Annotated in this window: 19 protein-coding genes; 13 read left to right on the top strand and 6 right to left on the bottom strand. The window is 69.5% G+C overall.

What is annotated here, in order from left to right; genetic code table 11:
- Positions 1–38 precede the first annotated feature (38 nt).
- From P7644_RS00725 to P7644_RS00710, 4 genes are all read left to right on the top strand, one after another.
- The gene (locus tag P7644_RS00725) at positions 39–959 is read left to right on the top strand and encodes a LysR family transcriptional regulator (protein WP_404301100.1); all 921 of its coding nucleotides are present in this window, start codon (positions 39–41) and stop codon (positions 957–959) included.
- Between the two features lie 114 nt (positions 960–1,073).
- Entirely contained in the window at positions 1,074–2,372 is a 1,299-nt protein-coding gene (gene ubiM / locus P7644_RS00720) for a 5-demethoxyubiquinol-8 5-hydroxylase UbiM (RefSeq protein WP_404301099.1), read from the top strand.
- A 7-nt stretch (positions 2,373–2,379) separates the two neighbouring features.
- Positions 2,380–3,420 (top strand): sensor domain-containing diguanylate cyclase, encoded by a 1,041-nt coding sequence (locus P7644_RS00715; protein ID WP_404301098.1) that lies wholly within the window; start codon positions 2,380–2,382, stop codon positions 3,418–3,420.
- A gap of 122 nt (positions 3,421–3,542) precedes the next feature.
- On the top strand, positions 3,543–4,829 hold the full coding sequence (locus P7644_RS00710) for a solute carrier family 23 protein (protein WP_404301097.1): 1,287 nt from the start codon (positions 3,543–3,545) through the stop codon (positions 4,827–4,829).
- A 17-nt stretch (positions 4,830–4,846) separates the two neighbouring features.
- Here the strand turns inward: P7644_RS00710 and P7644_RS00705 are convergent, their stop codons facing one another.
- On the bottom strand, positions 4,847–5,581 hold the full coding sequence (locus P7644_RS00705; protein WP_404301096.1) for a zf-TFIIB domain-containing protein: 735 nt from the start codon (positions 5,579–5,581) through the stop codon (positions 4,847–4,849).
- 220 nt (positions 5,582–5,801) lie between these two features.
- Here P7644_RS00705 and P7644_RS00700 point away from each other — a divergent pair, with 220 nt between their 5' ends.
- Both P7644_RS00700 and P7644_RS00695 read left to right on the top strand, forming a co-directional pair.
- Positions 5,802–7,268 (top strand): acetyl-CoA hydrolase/transferase family protein, encoded by a 1,467-nt coding sequence (locus P7644_RS00700; RefSeq protein WP_404303262.1) that lies wholly within the window; start codon positions 5,802–5,804, stop codon positions 7,266–7,268.
- Between the two features lie 79 nt (positions 7,269–7,347).
- Positions 7,348–7,770, top strand: a complete 423-nt coding sequence (locus P7644_RS00695; RefSeq protein WP_404301095.1) for a hotdog fold thioesterase — start codon at positions 7,348–7,350, stop codon at positions 7,768–7,770.
- Between the two features lie 178 nt (positions 7,771–7,948).
- Here the strand turns inward: P7644_RS00695 and P7644_RS00690 are convergent, their stop codons facing one another.
- Positions 7,949–8,524, bottom strand: coding sequence for a cob(I)yrinic acid a,c-diamide adenosyltransferase (locus P7644_RS00690; RefSeq protein ID WP_404301094.1), 576 nt, complete (start codon positions 8,522–8,524; stop codon positions 7,949–7,951).
- Between the two features lie 119 nt (positions 8,525–8,643).
- Between P7644_RS00690 and P7644_RS00685 the strand changes: the two genes are divergently transcribed.
- Positions 8,644–10,056, top strand: a complete 1,413-nt coding sequence (locus P7644_RS00685; protein WP_404301093.1) for an FAD-binding oxidoreductase — start codon at positions 8,644–8,646, stop codon at positions 10,054–10,056.
- Between the two features lie 217 nt (positions 10,057–10,273).
- On the top strand, positions 10,274–10,618 hold the full coding sequence (locus P7644_RS00680) for a cupin domain-containing protein (protein WP_404301092.1): 345 nt from the start codon (positions 10,274–10,276) through the stop codon (positions 10,616–10,618).
- Between the two features lie 24 nt (positions 10,619–10,642).
- On the opposite strand, the gene P7644_RS00675 is transcribed toward P7644_RS00680, so the two are convergent.
- A complete protein-coding gene (locus P7644_RS00675; RefSeq protein WP_404301091.1) occupies positions 10,643–11,896 on the bottom strand; it encodes an MFS transporter in 1,254 nt (417 codons plus the stop codon).
- 65 nt (positions 11,897–11,961) lie between these two features.
- Between P7644_RS00675 and P7644_RS00670 the strand changes: the two genes are divergently transcribed.
- The 5 genes from P7644_RS00670 (at position 11,962) to P7644_RS00650 (ending at position 15,847) form a co-directional block, all read left to right on the top strand.
- Positions 11,962–12,864: an AraC family transcriptional regulator gene (locus P7644_RS00670; protein ID WP_404301090.1), complete on the top strand. Its 903-nt coding sequence runs from the start codon at positions 11,962–11,964 to the stop codon at positions 12,862–12,864.
- Between the two features lie 177 nt (positions 12,865–13,041).
- Entirely contained in the window at positions 13,042–13,566 is a 525-nt protein-coding gene (locus P7644_RS00665; protein WP_404301088.1) for an RNA polymerase sigma factor, read from the top strand.
- Complete coding sequence (locus P7644_RS00660) at positions 13,563–14,147, top strand: hypothetical protein (protein WP_404301087.1); 585 nt, start codon at positions 13,563–13,565, stop codon at positions 14,145–14,147. The genes P7644_RS00665 and P7644_RS00660 overlap by 4 nt, the downstream gene beginning before the upstream one ends.
- A gap of 64 nt (positions 14,148–14,211) precedes the next feature.
- Positions 14,212–15,426: a sulfite oxidase gene (locus P7644_RS00655; RefSeq protein WP_404301086.1), complete on the top strand. Its 1,215-nt coding sequence runs from the start codon at positions 14,212–14,214 to the stop codon at positions 15,424–15,426.
- A gap of 94 nt (positions 15,427–15,520) precedes the next feature.
- The gene (locus P7644_RS00650) at positions 15,521–15,847 is read left to right on the top strand and encodes a c-type cytochrome (RefSeq protein WP_404301085.1); all 327 of its coding nucleotides are present in this window, start codon (positions 15,521–15,523) and stop codon (positions 15,845–15,847) included.
- 21 nt (positions 15,848–15,868) lie between these two features.
- Here P7644_RS00650 and P7644_RS00645 read toward each other — a convergent pair whose 3' ends face one another.
- From P7644_RS00645 to P7644_RS00635, 3 genes are all read right to left on the bottom strand, one after another.
- Entirely contained in the window at positions 15,869–16,909 is a 1,041-nt protein-coding gene (locus P7644_RS00645; protein ID WP_404301084.1) for a peptidoglycan-binding protein, read from the bottom strand.
- Between the two features lie 139 nt (positions 16,910–17,048).
- Positions 17,049–17,798: a class I SAM-dependent methyltransferase gene (locus tag P7644_RS00640; RefSeq protein WP_404301083.1), complete on the bottom strand. Its 750-nt coding sequence runs from the start codon at positions 17,796–17,798 to the stop codon at positions 17,049–17,051.
- Positions 17,799–17,813: 15 nt separating this feature from the next.
- Entirely contained in the window at positions 17,814–18,797 is a 984-nt protein-coding gene (locus P7644_RS00635; protein WP_404301082.1) for a ParB/RepB/Spo0J family partition protein, read from the bottom strand.
- Positions 18,798–18,866: the final 69 nt, after the last annotated feature.

Here is an 18,866-nt window from a genome sequence, read left to right as displayed (position 1 = left end):
TATTAAAAAATTCGATTTCAATATTCATCAGGTATCAAATGAACCTGCGACAGCTCCAGCAATTCGTCACACTGGCGGAGACGGGCAACTTCCACCGCGCGGCCGAGCGCCTGCACATGGCCCAGCCGCCGCTGTCGGTCTCGATCCGCAAGCTCGAAGAGGAGCTGGGCAGCGCCCTGTTCGAGCGCAGCACCACGGGCGTGACGCTCACCCCCGCCGGCCAGGCCATGCTGGGCGACGCGCGCCGCGCGCTGCTGCACGCCCAGCAATGCCGCCAGGCCGTGCTGGACGCGCGCGAGGGCACGGGCGGGCGGCTGCGCCTGGGCATCATCGGCTCGGCCACCTACGCGCTGCTGCCGCGGCTGATCCCCTCGCTGCGCGCGCGCTACCCGCAGATCACGCTGGAGCTGACCGAGGCCACCTCCTCCGAGATCCTGGAGGGCCTGCTCGCGCGCCGCTTCGATGCCGGCCTGCTGCGCTTTCCGCTGCTCGACGCGAGCGGCTTCGAGCTGCTGCCGCTGGACCGCGACGACTTCGTGCTGGCCGTGGCCGAAACCAGCCCGCTGGCCGGGCGCGAGGCGATTGCCCTGCACGAGGCGGCGCACGAGCCCTTCATCATGTACCCGCGCTCCAAGGTGCCGGGCCTGTCGGCCCTGGCCATGATGCGCTGCCAGTTCTCGGGCTTTGCGCCCCAGGTGGCGCAGGAGGCCAGCCAGGTGCAGACCATCATGAGCCTGGTGGCCTCGGGCCTGGGCGTGGGCCTGGTGGCCGGCGTGGCGCGCCAGGTGGTGCCGCGCGGCGTGAAATGCCTGGATTTGACCGACAACCCGCCGGGCTTTCACGTCAGCATCGCGCTGGCCCGGCTGGCGGGCGACGCGAGCCGCGTGGTGCAGCGCTTTGCCGAGCATGCGCTGCGCTTTGCCAGCACCCCGCAGGCACAGGGGGGCGAACCAGAATAATCCCGCCCGAAGAAGTCTTGACGCACTGCAAGATTGTCCTACTGGTGCATCGTTAACCCGCATCCGCGGCAAGTGGCCCACCTGGCACTCAGCGGACAATACCGTCCCATGGAGATGACAGATACCCCCACACCGCTTGCGCAAACCCTGCCGGCTGACCAGAGCAGCGGCCGGCAGCCCGATGTGCTCATCGTCGGCGGCGGCCCGGCCGGACTGTCGCTGGCGGCCGCGCTGGCGCAGGCCGGCATGCAGGTCACGGTGCTTGAGCAACAGGCCGAGTCCGTGCTGGCCAACCCGCCGCCCGACGGGCGCGAGATTGCCCTCACCCACCCCAGCGTGGCCACGCTGCAGCGCCTGGGCAGCTGGCAGCGCCTGGCCGAGTATGAGGTCGGCCTGCTGCGCGAGGCCCAGGTGCACGACGGCCCCGTGGGCCAGCGCGGCGCCATGCAGCTGCACGCGGGCGGCAGCGGGGTCGATCACCTGGGCTGGATCGTTCCCAACCACGCGCTGCGCCGCACGGCCTACGAGGTCGCTCGGCGCGAGGCGGGCGTGCGCCTGATCACCGAGGCACGCGTGACGCACGTGGCCGTCACCCCCGCCTATGCCGAGCTGGAATACACCGACGCGCGCCAGCCCGGCACGCCCGCGCAGCGCCTGCAGGCCCCGCTGCTGGTGGCGGCCGACAGCCGCTTCTCCAGCATCAGGCGCCAGCTGGGCATAGGCGCCTCCATGCACGACTTTGGCCGCACCGTCATCGTCTGCCGCCTGCGCCACGAGCTGCCGCACCACGAGATCGCGCACGAATGCTTTGGCTACGAGCAGACCCTGGCCATCTTGCCGCTGCCCAATGACCTGGTGGATGGCGCGCCCCTGTGCTCGGCCGTGGTCACCACCGGCGCGGCGCAGGCGCAGGAGCTGCTGGCCCTGCCGCCCGAGGAATTCGCCGCGCGCGTGCAGGCGCAGTTTCAAAATCGCCTGGGCGCCATGCGCCTGGTGGGCGAGCGCCACTCCTACCCGCTGGTGGCCGTGTACGCGCACCGCTTCGCCGGCCCGCGCTGCGCCCTGCTGGGCGACGCCGCCGTGGGCATGCACCCGGTCACGGCGCATGGCTACAACCTGGGCCTGGCGGGCGTGGAGGGCCTCACCCACGCCCTGGCCGCGGCGCATGCGCGCGGCACCGACATAGGCGCGGCCAGCGTGCTTGAGCCCTACGCGCGCGGCCACCACCGCCACGCCTGGCCGCTGTACCAGGGCACGAACGCCATCGTGCGCCTGTACACCGACGACCGCCCGCTGCCACGCCTGCTGCGCCAGGCGGTGCTGGCCGGCTCCAGCCGGCTGCCGCCGCTCAAGGGCCTGATCGTGAGCCAGCTCACCGGGCGCAGACCGGCCTGGCCCACAACGGCGCCGTAACCCGCCCATGGACGCCCTGCTGGACCAGCTGTCCCAGTCCGTGACCCGGGCGCGCACGGTCGAGGAACTCACGCGGCCGCTGCTGGAACTGCTCGAAGACATCACCGGGCTCGAATCCACCTACCTCACGGTGATCGACCTGGAGCAGGGTGTGCAGCGCATCCTGTACGCGCGCAACACGCGCCAGATGCGGATTCCCGAGGGACTGTCCGTGTCCTGGAGCGACACCCTGTGCAAGCGCGCGCTCGACGAGGGCCGCCCCTTCAGCGCCGACGTGGGCCAATGCTGGGGCGACTCGCAGGCCGCGGCGGCGCTGGGCATCCAGACCTACGCCAGCACCCCGGTGCGCATGACCGACGGCCAGCTCTACGGCACGCTGTGCGCGGCCAGCGCCGACCGGCACCCGCTCACCCCCGCCGCCGAGCACGCGCTGGCGCTGTTCGCCCGCCTCATCGCCCAGCAGGTGGAGCGCGAACGGATGGTGCAGCAGCTGCTGCAGGCCAACGCCATGCTGACGGCCCATGCCAGCACCGACAGCCTCACCGGCCTGCCCAACCGCCGTGCGCTGCGCGGCATGCTGCAGCAGCAGCTGGCCCAGGGCCGGCGCCAGGGCAGCACGGTCATGGTCGCATTCGTGGACCTGGACGGCTTCAAGGCCATCAACGACACCCACGGCCACGACGCGGGCGACCGCTTCCTGGTGGACATGGCCGAGCGCCTGCGGCCGGCCCTGCGCGCCCAGGACTTTCTGGCCCGCTACGGCGGCGACGAATTCGTGGTGATAGGCCCAGGCCCCGCGGCGGGCCCCGCCGTGGAGGCCGCGTGCCAGGCCTTCGGCCGCCGGGTCGCCGAGGCCACGCGCGGGCGCTTCGAATGCGCCGGCGCCACCATCGACTATGCCGGCGCCAGCGTGGGCGTGGTCGCGGTGCCGCCCGGCGACACGGACATCGACGCGGCCCTACGCCGGGCCGACCTGGCCATGTACGCAGCCAAGCAGGCACGACTCGCGCGGCGCCGAATGGCGCCCGCCGCGCGTCATGCGCCTTGAAACTCCTTATTCGATAGCTGTAATCGCTTTTCAGGCAAGCATTTGAAGCGTTTTTCGCATACAAATCACACGCCACCAAAAACCCCTCTACCATCGCCCCACCCAACAACAGGAGCGAATAAATGGGAATGTTTCAATGGACCGAGCGCCCGGCTCAGGCACTGGCGAATGGGGGAGTGATCGGCCCCGACGAGCGCCTGCCCTGGGGGCAGACGGGCCTGATGGGTATTCAGCACGTGATCGCCATGTTCGGCGCCACGGTGCTGGCGCCCATCCTGATGGGCTTCGACCCGAATCTGGCGGTGTTCATGAGCGGCATAGGCACGCTCATTTTCTTTGTGATCACCGGCGGCAAGGTGCCCAGCTACCTGGGCTCCTCGTTCGCCTTCATCGGCGTGGTCATCGCCGCCACGGCCTACGCGGGCAAGGGGGCGAATGCCAACATCGGCGTGGCGCTGGGCGGCATCATCGCCTGCGGCGCGGTCTACGCCCTGGTGGGCGTGCTGGTGCACCTGATGGGCACGGGCTGGATAGAGCGTTTCATGCCGCCCGTGGTCACGGGCGCGGTGGTGGCCGTGATCGGCCTGAACCTGGCGTCCATTCCCATCAAGAACATGGCGGCGAACAACTTCGAGAGCTGGATGCAGGCGCTGACCTTCGTCTGCGTGGCCCTGGTGGCGGTGTTCACGCGCGGCATGGTGCAGCGGCTCTTGATCCTGGTGGGCCTGATCCTGGCCAGCCTGGGCTACGCGCTGTTCACGAATGGGCTGGGCTGGGGCAAGCCGGTGGATCTGTCGGGCGTGCTGGCCGCGCCCTGGTTCGGCGTGCCGCAGTTCCACGCACCCGTGTTCAGCGGCCCGGCCATGCTGCTCATCGTGCCAGTGGTCATCATCCTGGTGGCCGAGAACCTGGGCCACATCAAGGCCGTGACGGCCATGACCGGCAAGAACCTGGACCAGTACATGGGCCGCGCCTTCATCGGCGATGGGCTGGCCACCATGGTCAGCGGCGCGGCCGGCGGCACGGGCGTGACCACCTATGCCGAGAACATCGGCGTGATGGCCGCCACGCGCATCTACTCCACCGCCGTGTTCCTGGCGGCGGCACTGATCGCCGTGCTGCTGGGCTTCTCGCCAAAGTTCGGCGCGCTGATCCAGGCCATTCCGCTGCCGGTGATGGGCGGCGTGTCCATCGTGGTGTTCGGCCTGATCGCCATCGCCGGGGCCAAGATCTGGGTGGACAACCGGGTGGACTTCTCGCAGAACAAGAACCTGATCGTGGCCGCCATCACGCTGATCCTGGGCACGGGCGAGTTCACGCTGAAGTTTGGCGACTTTGCGCTGGGCGGCATTGGCACGGCGACCTTTGGCGCCATCGTGCTCTACGCGCTGCTGAACCGGGAGCGCTGAATACCTGCGGCGCCGGCTCAGCGGCGCAGCAGCGACCACACGAACTCAATACCCGCCGCGACCAGGTCGAACTGCTCACTGTTGCGGCCCGCCAGCCGTTCGCGCTGGCGCTCGCGCTCCTCGCGGGCGCGGTTGCGCTCCAGGGCGACGAGGGCATCTGCCAGGGCCTCGGGTGAGCGCTCCTCGGCCTGGGCGCTGGCCTGCCGCGCGGCCCGGCCGTGGCGCTCCAGGGCCTTGTCCACCGCCTCGGGGTCGAGCAGCGCCAGGGCCGAGCGGCAATAGGGGCAGGCGTGCTCGTGGCGTATGTCCACCGCGCCGCCGCAGCTGGTGCAGGCAATCGTGCCCACGCGCCGCGCCAGGGCCTCGATCTCCAGCCTGGACAGGTGGCGCACAAAACCCTTTTCCACCATGAAGGAGCCGAAGGTGGAAAAGCGCCCGTGGCGCGCCGCGCAGCGGTAGGTGACGTAGCGCCCGCCCTGGGCGATGTCGTAGCCCTTGACCAGGCCCTGGCTGCAGTGCGGACAGCGCAGCCGCTCGGACAGCGGGCGGTGCGCGTCACCGCGGTGCGCGTGCAGCAGCTCGAACAGCTGCAGCACGGCGGCCGGTGCCAGGCGGGTGTTTTCCTGCGGGTCGAACCACAGGCCCTGGCAGGCAAAGCACAGGTCCAGCTCCAGCTGAGCGCCACCGCTGGCGGCGAAGCGGCGCACTTGCGCGGGTTGGCGGCAGGAGGGGCAAAGCGGCGTGAGAGGCATCGTGACGGTGATCGTAGCGCCGCCAGGGCCGATGCCAGGCGTGCCACACCTGCGGCCCGAACACAGGGTTATCCCTAGGTTTGACTGTTAAGATTTCCGTTTCTTTTTTCTGCCCTGCCCCGGCCGCACCCGTCTGCCGGCGCGGGGCCCTTGATCCGGAGTCTGTGTGTCCCCATCCTCGTCCTCCCGCATCCAGCACCCGGGCCTGGCCCAGAAGATCATGAGCGCGGACCAGGCCGCGGCCCTGATTCCCGCAGGCAGCAATGTCGGCATGAGCGGTTTCACCGGCTCCGGCCATCCCAAGCTGGTGCCGCAGGCGCTGGCGGCGCGCATAGAGGCCGAGCATGCGGCGGGCCGGCCGTTCAAGGTCAATGTGTGGACCGGCGCCTCCACCGCGCCCGAGCTCGACGGCGCGCTGGCCAAGGTGGGCGGCATGGGCCAGCGCCTGCCGTTCCAGTCCGACCCCATCTGCCGCGACAAGATCAACGCCGGCGAGGTGGATTACCTGGACATCCACCTGTCGCACGTGGCGCAGCAGGCCTGGTTCGGCTTTCTCGGCCCGATGCAGGTGGCGGTGGTCGAGGTGCTGGGCATCCTGCCCGACGGGCGCCTGATCCCCTCGGCCGCCGTGGGCAACAACAAGACCTGGCTGGACATTGCCGACAAGGTGATCCTGGAGGTCAACTCCCTGCCCCCCGCCGAGATGGAGGGCATGCACGACATCTACTATGGCACGGCCATTCCGCCGCGGCGCCTGCCCATCAACCTGACCCAGCCGATCGAGCGCATCGGCGAGCCCTATCTGCGCGTGGACCCGGCCAAGGTGATTGCGGTGGTACCCACGCACCATGGCGACCGCGACACGGCGTTTGCCAAGCCCGACGCGGTGTCGAGCCAGATTGCGGCACACATCATCGACTTCCTGGCGCATGAGGTGAAGGTCGGCCGCCTGCCCAAGGCCATGCTGCCGCTGCAGTCGGGCGTGGGCAATGTGGCCAACGCGGTGCTGGCCGGGCTGCTGGACGGCCCGTTCGACGATCTGCTGGGCTTTACCGAGGTGCTGCAGGACGGCATGCTGGAACTTATCAAGCGCGGCAAGATGGCGGCGGCATCGGCCACGGCGATCTCGCTGAGCCGGGACGCCCTGAAGGAATTCACCGACAACATCGGCTTCTACCGCGAGCGCATCGTGCTGCGCCCGCAGGAGATCAGCAACCACCCCGAGCTGGTGCGCCGCCTGGGCGTGATCGCCATGAACGCCATGATCGAGGCCGACATCTACGGCAACATCAACTCCACCCACATCATGGGCAGCAGCATGATGAACGGCATCGGCGGCTCGGGCGACTTTGCGCGTAACGGCTACCTGTCGTTCTTCGTCACGCCCTCGGTGGCCAAGGGCGGGCAGGTCAGCTGCATCGTGCCCATGGTCTCGCATGTGGACCATACCGAACACGACACCCAGATCATCGTCACCGAGCAGGGGCTGGCCGACCTGCGCGGCCTGGCGCCGCGCCAGCGCGCGCAGGTGATCATCGACAAATGCGCCCACCCCGACTGGCGCCCGCTGCTGCAGGACTACTTCGACCGCGCGCGCCAAAAGGGCGGCCAGCACACGCCGCACATCCTGGGCGAGGCATTGAGCTGGCACCAGCGCTGCCTGGATACGGGCAGCATGCGCGTGTGATGGGGCTGTCGCCCACGCGCTGCAGGCAGGGGCGGTAGCGGGCATGATGCGGGCTTTGTCATCTTCATTGCCACGCGTTATGTCCCTCTGGAAAAAGCCCGTCTCCCTCGACCTGATCCAGGCCTCTCACGCCAACACCGCCATTTCGCACCTGGGCATCGAGATCACCGAAATCGGTGATGACTTCCTGCGCGGCCGCGTGCCGGTCGACGAGCGCACCCGCCAGCCCTTCGGCCTGCTGCACGGCGGCGTGAGTGTGGTGCTGGCCGAGACGCTGGGCTCCATGGGCGCGTTCTATGCCTCGCCCGAAGGCCATCGCGCCGTGGGCCTGGACATCAACGCCAACCACCTGCGCGCCGCCACCAGCGGCTGGGTCACGGGCACGGCACGGCCGGTGCACGTCGGCAAGACCACCCAGGTGTGGCAGATTGACATGCTGAACGACGAGGGCCAGCTGACCTGCGTTTCGCGCATCACCATGGCGGTGCTGGCACCAAAATAAAGAACACCCCCCTGAGCGGCTGCGCCGCTTCCCCCTTCTCTCGAATTGCTGCGCAATTCGGGAAGGGGGACGCCGCCGGTGCTGCGGGGCGGCCCTTGCACGGCGGCCCTAGCCTAGCTTGCGCCAGATTCAAGTCGAATTGGCCTGCAGCGCTTATCCATCAAGCGCCTACAGCTATCTATTCAGAAGCATCACCGGCCTGCCGCGCCAGACGCTCGCTCTTCCAGTAGACCTCGCTGCCGCCGTCCATGCGGTTGAGCACGCGCGAGAGCACGAACAGCAGGTCGGACAGGCGGTTCAGGTACTGGCGCGGCGCGGCGCGCATGGCCTCGCTCTGCTGCAGCTCGACCACGGCGCGCTCGGCGCGGCGCGCCACCGTGCGGCACACATGCGCCTGGCAGGCGGCGCGCGTGCCCGCGGGCAGGATGAATTCCAGCAGCCGCGGCAGCTCGGCGTTGTAGCGCGCCAGCGCCTGGTCGAGCTGCAGCAGCGCATCCTCCTTGAGCAGCTCGTAGCCGGGCATGGACAGCTCGCCCCCCAGGTTGAACAGCTGGTGCTGCACGTCGATGAGCAGCTCGCGCATGTCCGGCGGCAGGGGTTCGCACAGCAGCAGGCCGATGTGGCTGTTGAGCTCGTCCACGTCGCCCATGGCCTGCGGGCGGCCGCTCGCCTTGGACACGCGGGTGTTGTCGCCCAATCCGGTGGTGCCGTCGTCGCCGGTGCGGGTGGCGATCTGTGTCAGTCTGTTGCCCATGGTGCATTTCCTCTTGCAATGGGGCCGGATTGTGCGCCATGGAGTGCGCGGCCTGGCGCCTGCCCGCAGAGACCGCACTTCTACAATGCCAGCCATTTCCATGACGCCCGGAGAGCACCATGAACGCCCCCGCCCACGCGCCCCTGCGACTGCCCCGCCCCGTGCCCCAGGCCCTGCTGGAGGCGCTCCAGCAGCGCTTTGGCGCGCAGTATTCCAGCGCCCTGGCGGTGCGCGAGCAGCACGGGCGCGACGAGGGCTCGATCAGCGCACCCCCGCCCGCGGCCGTGGTGTTTGCCGAAAGCACGCAGGACGTGCAGGACGCCGTGCGCCTGGCCGCGCAGCATGCGGTGCCGGTGATCGCCTACGGCGCGGGCTCCTCGCTGGAAGGCCATCTGCTGGCCGTGCAGGGCGGCATCAGCATCGACGTGGGCCGCATGAACCACGTGCTCTCCATTGATGCCGACGATCTCACCGTCACCGTGCAGCCCGGCATCACGCGCAAGGCCTTGAACGAGGCCATCAAGGACACCGGCCTGTTCTTCCCCATAGACCCGGGCGCCGACGCCAGCATCGGCGGCATGGCCGCCACGCGCGCCAGCGGCACGAATGCCGTGCGCTACGGCACCATGCGCGAGAACGTGCTGGCGCTGCAAGTCGTCACCGCCAGCGGCGAGGTGATCCGCACCGGCACGCGCGCCAAGAAGAGCAGCGCCGGCTACGACCTGACGCGCCTGATGGTGGGCAGCGAGGGCACGCTGGGCCTGTTCACCGAGGTCACCGTGCGCCTGTACCCGCTGCCCGAGGCGGTGAGCGCCGCCATCTGCTCGTTCCCCAGCATCGAGGCCGCCGTGCGCACCGTGATCCAGACCATCCAGCTGGGCGTGCCCATTGCGCGCGTGGAGCTGATCGACGTGAACTCGGTGCGCGTGGTCAACGCGCACAGCAAGCTGAACCTGCGCGAAGAGCCGATGCTGCTCATGGAGTTCCACGGCTCGCCCACCGGCGTGCAGGAGCAGGCCGAAACCGTGCAGGCCATCGCCCAGGAGTTTGGCGGCAACGCCTTCGAATGGGCCACCACGCCCGAGGAGCGCACGCGCCTGTGGACCGCGCGGCACAACGCCTACTTCGCCGCCGTGCAAAGCCGCCCGGGCTGCAAGGCCATCAGCACCGACACCTGCGTGCCCATCAGCCGCCTGGCCGACTGCCTGCTGGAGTCGGTTCATGAAGCCGACGCCAGCGGCCTGCCCTACTTCCTGGTGGGCCATGTGGGCGACGGCAACTTCCACTTCGGCTACCTGCTGGACCCGAACGCGCCCGAGGAGCGCGAGCGCGCAGAGGCGCTGAACCACCAGCTCGTGGCGCGGGCGCTGTCCATGGGTGGCACCTGCACGGGCGAGCATGGCGTGGGCGTGCACAAGATGGGCTTCCTCGTGGACGAGGCGGGCACGGGCGCGGTGGAGATGATGCGCGCCATCAAGCGCGCACTGGACCCGCAGAACATCCTCAATCCGGGGAAGATCTTCGCGCTGTGAGCCAGCGTCACCTGTATGCTATTTTTATAGTAGTTTTAAACGCCTATGCCATGGGCATTTGAGGTCGATTCTTGCAAAATTCTGGCGGAGCATCCGTGCCACGCCGCAGAGCAGCATTGTTCTTGCCCGTCTCCCGCAGTACGATGGCCGCGGCCACGCGCCGCGCTCGTCGCATGGCTGTTGGTTCCTCGAACGAGCGAACACAAAGGAAAGCACCATGGGCAACGAACATGCGGCGCCCGAAACGCAAGGGGTCACGGTGCAGCCACTGGCCACGCTGGACCTGGGTCCCGAGATAGCGGGCATGGCGGGACGCGAGCTGCGCATGCGCCTGGTGACCATCGCGCCCAGAGGCGTCTTCGGCCCGCTGCACAGCCATGTCGACCGGCCGGGCCTGGTCTACATACTGCAGGGCACGATCACCGACCATCGCAACGGCGTCGCCACGGACTACGGGCCGGGCGTGGGCTGGCCCGAGGACAGGAACACCAGGCACTGGCTGGAGAACCGGGGGGCGGTTCCGGCGGTGGAGATCTCCGTCGATATTGTCAGGCGGCCGTGAGCACCGGCCCGAGCCGGTGCGGCCTCACGCCGCAGAGCGCACGACCTGCAGGCTGCGCGCGGCCACGCCCGCGCCGACAAAGCCCGCCGACACCACGCTGAGCGCCAGCGCCAGGGCCGAGCCGTAGAAGATGCTGGCGTTCATCTGCGCATCCAGCATGGCGCCGAACACCGGCGCCGCCAGGCAAAAGCCCAGGTCCAGGCCCGAGTACACCGTGCCGTACACGCGCCCCGTGGCGCCGGGCGGGGCGGCGCGCTTGATGAGCATGTCGCGCGAAGGGCCGGCGATACCGATGCCCATGCCGGCCAGCGAGGCCACGGCCAGTGCCGCCATGCCTGGCAGCACGCCCAGCCCCACCAGCACCAGCAGCGTGGCCGAGGCCAGCAAGCACACGCTGATGGTCTTTTCCAGCCGCTGCACGCGGCCCACGAGGAAGCCGCCTATGACCATGCCCATGGCGCCGCACAGCATGTAGCCGGTGACCACCATGGTGGTGAGCGACAGCGGCATGTCGTACATGCGCTGCAGCGACGGGGCGGCGAAGCTCTGGATGGCGCTCAGCGAGCAGGTGCTCCAGAAGAAGAACGAGAAGCACAGCCACACCGCGGGTAGCCTGAGGAAGGCCATGGGGTGCTCCTGCACGTCCGCGCCGCCGGCCGCCCCCTTGGGCCCCTGGTGCGCCCAGGCGCCCTGGCGGTCGTCGAGCGCGTCACGGTTCCACACCATGATGGCCAGCACCAGCAGCGCCAGTGCCGCGCCGCCCAGGCAGGCCATGCGCCAGGAGCCCGTGGCCGTGGCGATACCGGCCATGAACACGGGCGCGGTGGCCCAGCCCAGGTTGCCCGAGATGCCGTGCACCGAGAAGCCATGGCCCAGGCGCGCGGGCGACACGCGCTTGTTGAGGATGGTGAAGTCCACCGGGTGGAAGGGCGCGTTGCCCAGCCCCGCCAGCACGGCCGCCGCCACCAGGCCGGCATAGCCGTTGGCCGTACCGGCGACCAGGCCGGCCGCGGCAAAGCTGGCAAGGGCCACAAACAGCACCGGGCGGGCGCCCACCTTGTCCACAAGAAAGCCCGACAGCGCCTGTCCCGTGCCCGAGACCACGAAGAACACCGACAGCAGCAGGCCCAGCTCGGAATAGCTGTAGCCGAAGTCCTGGATCAGGAACGGGAACAGCGGCGGCAACAGCATGTGAAAGAAATGCGAGGAGCCATGCGCCAGGCCGATCAGGCCAATGGTGCGCGCGTCCTGGCGCAGGGAGGGGGTAGCGGTCGTCATGAAGCTGATGTTAGGCAAGGCGCGCAAGTCCGATATACGATAGGCGGCCAATTGCTGTCGCAATCATGCCAAGTCACGCCCCACCCCCCGATCGCGCCGACGCGCAGGCCAGCGCCCCTGCGCCGCGGGCGGCGCGCGTGCTGTCGTATGTGGAGTCGCTGACGCCCCATTTGTTCGTGCCCAGCCGCGAACGCCCGGTGCGCGCCAAGCACCGCGAGCTGCGCGCCGACACCCAGGTGCGGCCGCACAGCCACCCCTGGGCGCAGGTGGCCATCTCCACCACGGGCGTGCTGCGCCTGACGGTGCCGCATGGAGCCTACATCGTGCCGCCCTCGCGCGCGCTGTGGATTCCGCCCGGCGTGGAACACGCCGTGACCATGGTGGAGGACGCCGACCTGCGCACGCTCTACTTCTATCAGCCGCCCGGACGCTGCGGCCCCGGCGTGGCGCGCACGCAGGAGGAGCCCTGGCGCCAGTGCCGCGTGCTGGAGGTGTCCGAGCTGCTGCGCGCCCTGGTGCGCGAGATGCCCTCCGAGCCCGACGACGCCGCGCCGCTGCCGCCCGAGACCCTGCAGCGCGAGCACCACCTGAGCGCGCTGATCCAGGGCGAGCTGCGCCGCGCCAGCAGCGTGCGCCTGGGCGTGGACCTGCCGCGCGACAAGCGCCTGCGCCACCTGTGCGAGGCAGTGATTGCCGACCCCACGCGCCACGACACCCTGGCCGATTGGGCGCGCGACACCGGCGCCAGCCCGCGCACGGTGGCGCGCCTGTTTCGCCAGGAGCTCGGCAGTACCTTCACGCAGTGGCGCCAGCAGGTGATTTTGGCGCGCGCCGTGGCCCTGGCCGCGGGCCGCCGGCCCATCAACCAGATCGCGGCCGAACTGGGCTACAACAGCCCCAGCGCCTTCAGCGCCATGGTGCGCCGCGCCGTGGGGCTGGCGCCGGGGCGGTTCCTGGGTTCGCCCTGAATTGCGTAAGAAATCGCGTGCTTGAGCCTTTCAGGCAAGCGCGAAAAGCTATGTTTTCAGCAGCATTAGCGCGCCGTTGCGGGAAAGCCACGCGGACTCTACCAGCACCCCTAGAATCAGGGTTTTTCCTGATCCATGTCATGGAATGGATCCGCTGACGCCACGCTCTTAGCCCACATGCTCTCGACCGCCGAATCGCGCTACAACCAATGGGTGCGCGATCATTACCGTTTCCTGCTGCGCAGCGCCTGGGCCCTGACGGGCTCGCGTGCGCTGGCCGAGGACGTGGTGCAGGACTGCTTCACCAGCGCCTGGCGCTGGCGCAACCAGTTGCGCGATGCCAGCCTGGCGCGCGCCTGGCTGTTCCAGATCATGCGCCGCCATGCGCTGCGCCATCTGGTCCCTGACCAGCCCCTGGTCTATACCGAGCAGGCTCCGGACACGGTGGCCCCGCCTTCGGCACTCGACGACCAGCTTGACGTGGTCAAGGCCCTGGGCCGCATCGCGCCCATCCACCGCGAAGTGCTGGTGCTGTACTACTTCGACGACATGCCCACGGCCCAGATGGCCGAGGCGCTGGATATCGCTCCCGGCACGGTACTGTCGCGCCTGGCGCGCGCGCGCGAGGCCCTCAAGGCCGCGCTCAGCCCCGCGCCTGCGGCCAGCGCCAGCGTGATCCCCTTGCGAAAAGCCCAGAAATGACGCCCCAAGACACCCCGCAGGAAACGGCATTCGACCTACGCGCCCGCGCCGAGCTGGCCCTGGCCTTCGAGCCCAGCGAGCCGCCCGCCCATTTGCTGCGCCACACGCCCTGGCATGCGCGGCGTGGCGTGCGGCGCATGCTGGCCGCGCTGCTGGTCAGCGGCTCGGCGGCCTCGGCGGTGTTCGCGATGCGCCCGCCCGAGATCGTGCGCGCCGCGATCGAGCACGAATACTACGAGCGCACGCTGCGCGGCAGCTTCATGCCCGAGGCCGAGATCGCGCACCACCTGGACCTGGAGCCCGGCAAGGTCCTGCCGGGCTACACCCAGTTGATGCGCCCCTGCGACATCGACGGCACCAAGGCCTACCACCTGACCACCTTCTTCGAGAAGGGCGGCATCGTCACCGTGCTGGCCTTCGAGCAGCCCCTGTCTCTGGCTGACAACCACGGCTGGTGGGCCAATATGTACTGGCAGGTGGTGCACTCGCGCGAGGGCCGCCCGCTGGTGCTCGTGGCGCAGAAGAAGCAGGCCCTGGCCGTGGCCAGCAAGGCTCTGGTCGGCAGCGAGACGCCGCGCTGAACCGCTGGCAGCGCGCCAGCAACACTTTCCCTCAACCTTTGACAAGCCCACCAAGGAGACATCCATGCCTACCACGCCCCATTCACTGCCGCGCCGCCGCCTGCTCACGGGCAGCGCCAGCGCCCTGGCCGCCGCCGGCCTGGCCAGCTTCCACCAGGGCGCCCTGGCCCAGGCCGCCGCGCCGGCCGCCAAGCCCCTGCCCGGCTACGCCGGCTGGAAGAAGGCCGATGCCGTCATCGTGCACAGCTCCACGACCATCGAGACCAAGCGCAGCGCCTTCGGCACCAGCGTGATCACGCCCACCGACCAGCTGTACGTGCGCAACAACCTGCCTTCGCCGCCCGAGTCCATCGTCGCCGACCGCGACGCCTGGGAAGTGCAGATCGAGGGCGTCAAGCAGCCGCGCCGCATCAGCGTGCGCGAGCTCAAGACCCTGGGCCTGGAGACCGTGACCATGGTGCTGCAATGCTCGGGCAACGGCCGCGGCTTCTTCCCGAGCAAGCCCAGCGGCACGCCCTGGACCGTGGGCGCCGCGGGCTGCGTGGTCTGGAGCGGCGTGCCCGTGCGCGACGTGGTCAAGGCACTGGGCGGCGTGGCCGACGGCATGAAGTACATGACCGGCACGGGCGGTGAGGTGCTGCCGCCCGGTATCGACCCCAAGAGCGTGATCGTCGAGCGCTCGGTGCCCGCCGAAGCCCTGCAGGACGCGCTGCTGGCCTGGGAGATGAACGGCGAGCCCATCCCGCTGGCCCACGGCGGCCCGCTGCGCCTGATCGTGCCGGGCTACACCGGCGTGAACAACATCAAGTACATCAAGCAGCTGGCCTTCACGGCGCAGGAGAGCGACGCCAAGATCATGTCGCACGGCTACCGCATCTCGCCGCCCGGCAGCAAGGGCGACCCGAGCCAGCCTTCGGTGCAGGAGATGAGCGTCAAGTCCTGGATCAACAGCCCCCTGCCCGAGGATGGCCCCCAGGCCGCCGGCGTGGTGCAGATCCACGGCGTGGCCTTCGGCGGCATGCACGCCGTCAAGGGCGTGGAGGTCTCCATCGACGGCGGCAAGACCTGGAAGGCCGCACGCCTCGTGGGCCCGGACATGGGCAAGTACGCCTGGCGCCAGTTCGTGCTCCAGGCCCAGTTGCCCAAGGGCACGCATGTGCTGGCCAGCCGCGCCACCGACATGCAGGGCAATGTGCAGCCCGAGACGCGCGGCGAGAACCAGAGCGGCTACAACAACACCAGCTGGGCCGACCACGCCGTGACCGTGACCGTGGCCTGAGCGCCGCCGTCCTCCACTGATCTTTCACCACCTCGCCTGCGGGACGCGCCCGCAGGCTGGGTGCCTCTGCCTCCTTCTTTTGCGAGACCATTCCATGATGAAAACCCTGTTCCAGGCCGTCGCACTGGCCGCTGTCGCTCTGGCCGTTCCCGCCCAGGCCGACGAAGCCGCCCAGATGGCGCTGGGCAAGAAGCTGTTCACCACGGCCACGCCGGCCTGCGCGCTGTGCCACACGCTCAAGGACGCCGGTTCCGAGGGCGCCATCGGTCCAGTGTTTGACGAGCTGCAGCCCGACGCTGCGCGCGTGACACGCGCCCTGCGTGACGGCATCGGCTCCATGCCCTCGTTCAAGGGCGTGCTCAGCGAAGCCGAAATCGCCGCCCTGGCCCTGTACGTGAGCCGTGCCAGCCGCATGAAGTGAGCCGCAGGCAGCCCTGCGGGCTCAGCGCGACAGCGCGTCCAGCGTCGCGGCGTCCAGCTGGCCCGTCACCTTCAGGCCCTTGCTTGACTGGAAGGAGCGGATCGCGGCCACCGTGCGCGGGCCGATGGAGCCGTCGGGCGTGCCCACGTTGTAGCCCAGGGCATTCAGGCGCTCCTGCGCCTCGCGGGGCGACATGGAAGCGCCGGCCCTGGTCTGCGACGGAGCGGCGCCGCCGTCCACCCCCAGGCGCCCGCCGCCACCCAGGCCCTGGCCCTGCACGCTTTGCGCCTTGTAGTTGCGCAGCGCCACGACCATCTGGTTGTAGGCGTCCATGAACGCGGCCGTGATCACCTTGCCCTGGGCCGTGTTCTGGTAGCCGCCCAGCCCGCCGCCCATGCCGCCGCCAAACAGGGCGCCGAAGCCGGAAAAGTCGCTCTTGGAGGCACTGCCCTCGGAGGCCGCCACCTGCACGCCCGAACGGTTGTCCACCAGGGTCAGCATGGCGCTGGCCTCGCGCGTCTTCATGCCACCGCCAACGGCTGCCAGCGCACGGCCACTGCCGCCGCCGATCAGGCCGCCGAGCACGCCCCCCATGCCGCCGGCGTCGCTGTTGCTGAAGATGATCTCGGGCGACAGGCCATAGTCGGAGGCCACCATCTGGCCCTTGCCGAAATTGCTGCCGCCGCGCATCTCACCCGTGCCCATCAACTGGCGCTCGCGGTCCATGGCGCGCATGCCGGCGGCGCCGCGCTCCACGACCACGAAGCAGTTGGACTGCTGGATCAGCAGGCGCAGCAGATTGGCGGTGGGCGGCAGCTTGTACTCGTTGCGCAGGATGGTGTACCAGCCGGCGGCCTCGTTCTCGACCAGCGACACCGTGCCCAGCGACGACTGGCAATGCTCGAGCTGGCTACTCGCATTGGCGGCATTGCCGCCCGCGGCCGCGCCCGTGGCCACGGTCTTGGACTCGGCGCTGCCCATTTTCATATTCGTGGTTTCGCAGCCCGCGAGGGCCAGGGCGGCACAGGCGGTCGCCAGCAGGGAGAGGGTATTGAGGGACATGGCTATTCCTTTCCTGATCTCTAACTTTCTATCGATCAATGCGCAGCGATATGCGAGCGGCAGCGCGCGGACTCGGCCGGCAGACGGGCGGGAGTAAAAAATGATAGTCCTCCCATTGCCAATAACAATCCCCTTTTTTTCAGACTGCCCGCTGCTGCGGCGCTGCGGGTACCAGCGGCAGGCGGTAGATCCACAGCCCATGCCCGGCAAACGAGGGCAGCCGAGCGCTGGCGCACACGCCGGGCAGTTCGAACGCCAGGCTCACCAGCCAGCTACCCGGCGCCAGCTCGGCTGCGGCCTTGGCGGCCACGCGGGCCATGCTTTCAGGGCGCTGGAACACGTACACCAGGGCGTAGCCGCTCCAGTCGGCGGCCCAGATGTCGCCGCGGCGCACCCTGGCCCAGGGGCAGCGCAGGCGGCACAGCAGAGCCAGCGGCCGGCTCCATTCCAGCCCCTGCAGGCGCGCCTGCGGATAGGCTTCGCGCAGCGCCGCCAGGCCATGGCCCAGGCCACAGCCGGCATCGAGCACAGCGGCCCCCGCGGGCAGCGGCGCCTGGGCCGGCAGGCCGCGCAGCGCGCCCGCCGGCGTGGGAAACAGCGGCGCGTCGCGCCAGGCATTGAGCGGATACACCAGCAGCAGGATGGCCAGCGGCAGCAGCCAGGCCCAGGCCGGCAGGGCCACCGCACCGGCCAGGGCAACGGATACCGGAAAGCCCAGCGCGATCAGCCAGCGCCGCCACCAGCGCCCACCCCACAGGCTGGCGGCGCTGCCCAGGGCGCAGGCGGCAAGCAGCGCCGGCAGCGCCCCGGCAAGCGGCCGCAGCAACGCGAACAGCAGCCAGGCCGCGCCCCAGGCGAGCAATGCCGGCAGGGGCCAGGGCAGGCGCATGACGAATGGCGGCAATCAGCCGCGCAGGCGCTCGATGAGGCCGTTGAGCGCCTCCAACGAGCCGAACTCTATGGCCAGCTCGCCCATCTCCTCGATGCGGCTGCCGCGCTTGACGCGTTTTTTCACGCGCACCTCGACCTCGGCCATGAGCAGGTCGGACAGCTCCTCCTCGATGCGTCTCAGGTCGCGCGACTTGTCCTTTCTGGGCTTTTGCGGCGCCAGACTGAACTCGGCACCCAGCTTCTTCACCAGGCCCTCGGCCTCGCGCACCGACAGCTTCCTGGCGGCGATCTGGTTGCCGGCCGTGATCTGCGTGGCGCGGTCCAGCGCCAGCAGCGCGCGCGCATGGCCCATGTCGATGTCGCCGGCCATGAGCATGGTTTGCACCGGGTCGGCCAGATTCAAGAGGCGCAGCAGGTTGCTGGCCGCGCTGCGCGAGCGGCCCACGGCCTGGGCCGCCTGCTCATGCGTGAGGCCGAACTCCTTGACCAGGCGCTGCAGGCCCTGGGCCTCCTCCAGCGGGTTCAGGTCCTCGCGCTGGATGTTCTCGATGAGCGCCATGGCCGCGGCGGACTCATCGGGCACGTCGCGCACCAGTACCGGCACGCTGTCCAGCCCGGCCAGGCGCGAGGCGCGAAAACGCCGCTCGCCGGCGATGATCTCGTATAGCGGCCCCTCCTGGCTCAGGGCGCCCATCGCAGGGGAGGGCCCCTGCGATGCCCGTTCCTGCCGGCGCAGCCGGGCTTGTTCGTCGTCGAGACGACGGACAAGAACCGGCTGCATCACCCCCTGGGCCTTGATGCTCTCGGCCAGCTCGTACAGCGCGCCCTCGTCCATGCGCGTGCGCGGCTGGTACATGCCGGGCACCAGCTGATCGAGCGCCAGCGCGTTGGGCAGGCCCTGGGCCGCGGCCTGGGCCTGTTCGGCTGTGTCCGTGACCTTGGGGCCGAGCAGCGCTTCCAGGCCGCGGCCCAGGCCCTTGGGTTTTTTGGTGACCATGTTCTTCAACCTAGAGACGGCAGTTGCACGCGCTTGCCAGTGCCGTGATCGGGGTGGCAGGCAAGGCGC

The organism is Alicycliphilus denitrificans (assembly GCF_044792555.1).
In the GTDB taxonomy this organism is placed as follows: domain Bacteria; phylum Pseudomonadota; class Gammaproteobacteria; order Burkholderiales; family Burkholderiaceae_C; genus Alicycliphilus; species Alicycliphilus denitrificans_A.
The sequence above is the reverse complement of the archived record's forward strand: the minus strand, read 5'-3'. Positions and strand labels throughout refer to the sequence as shown.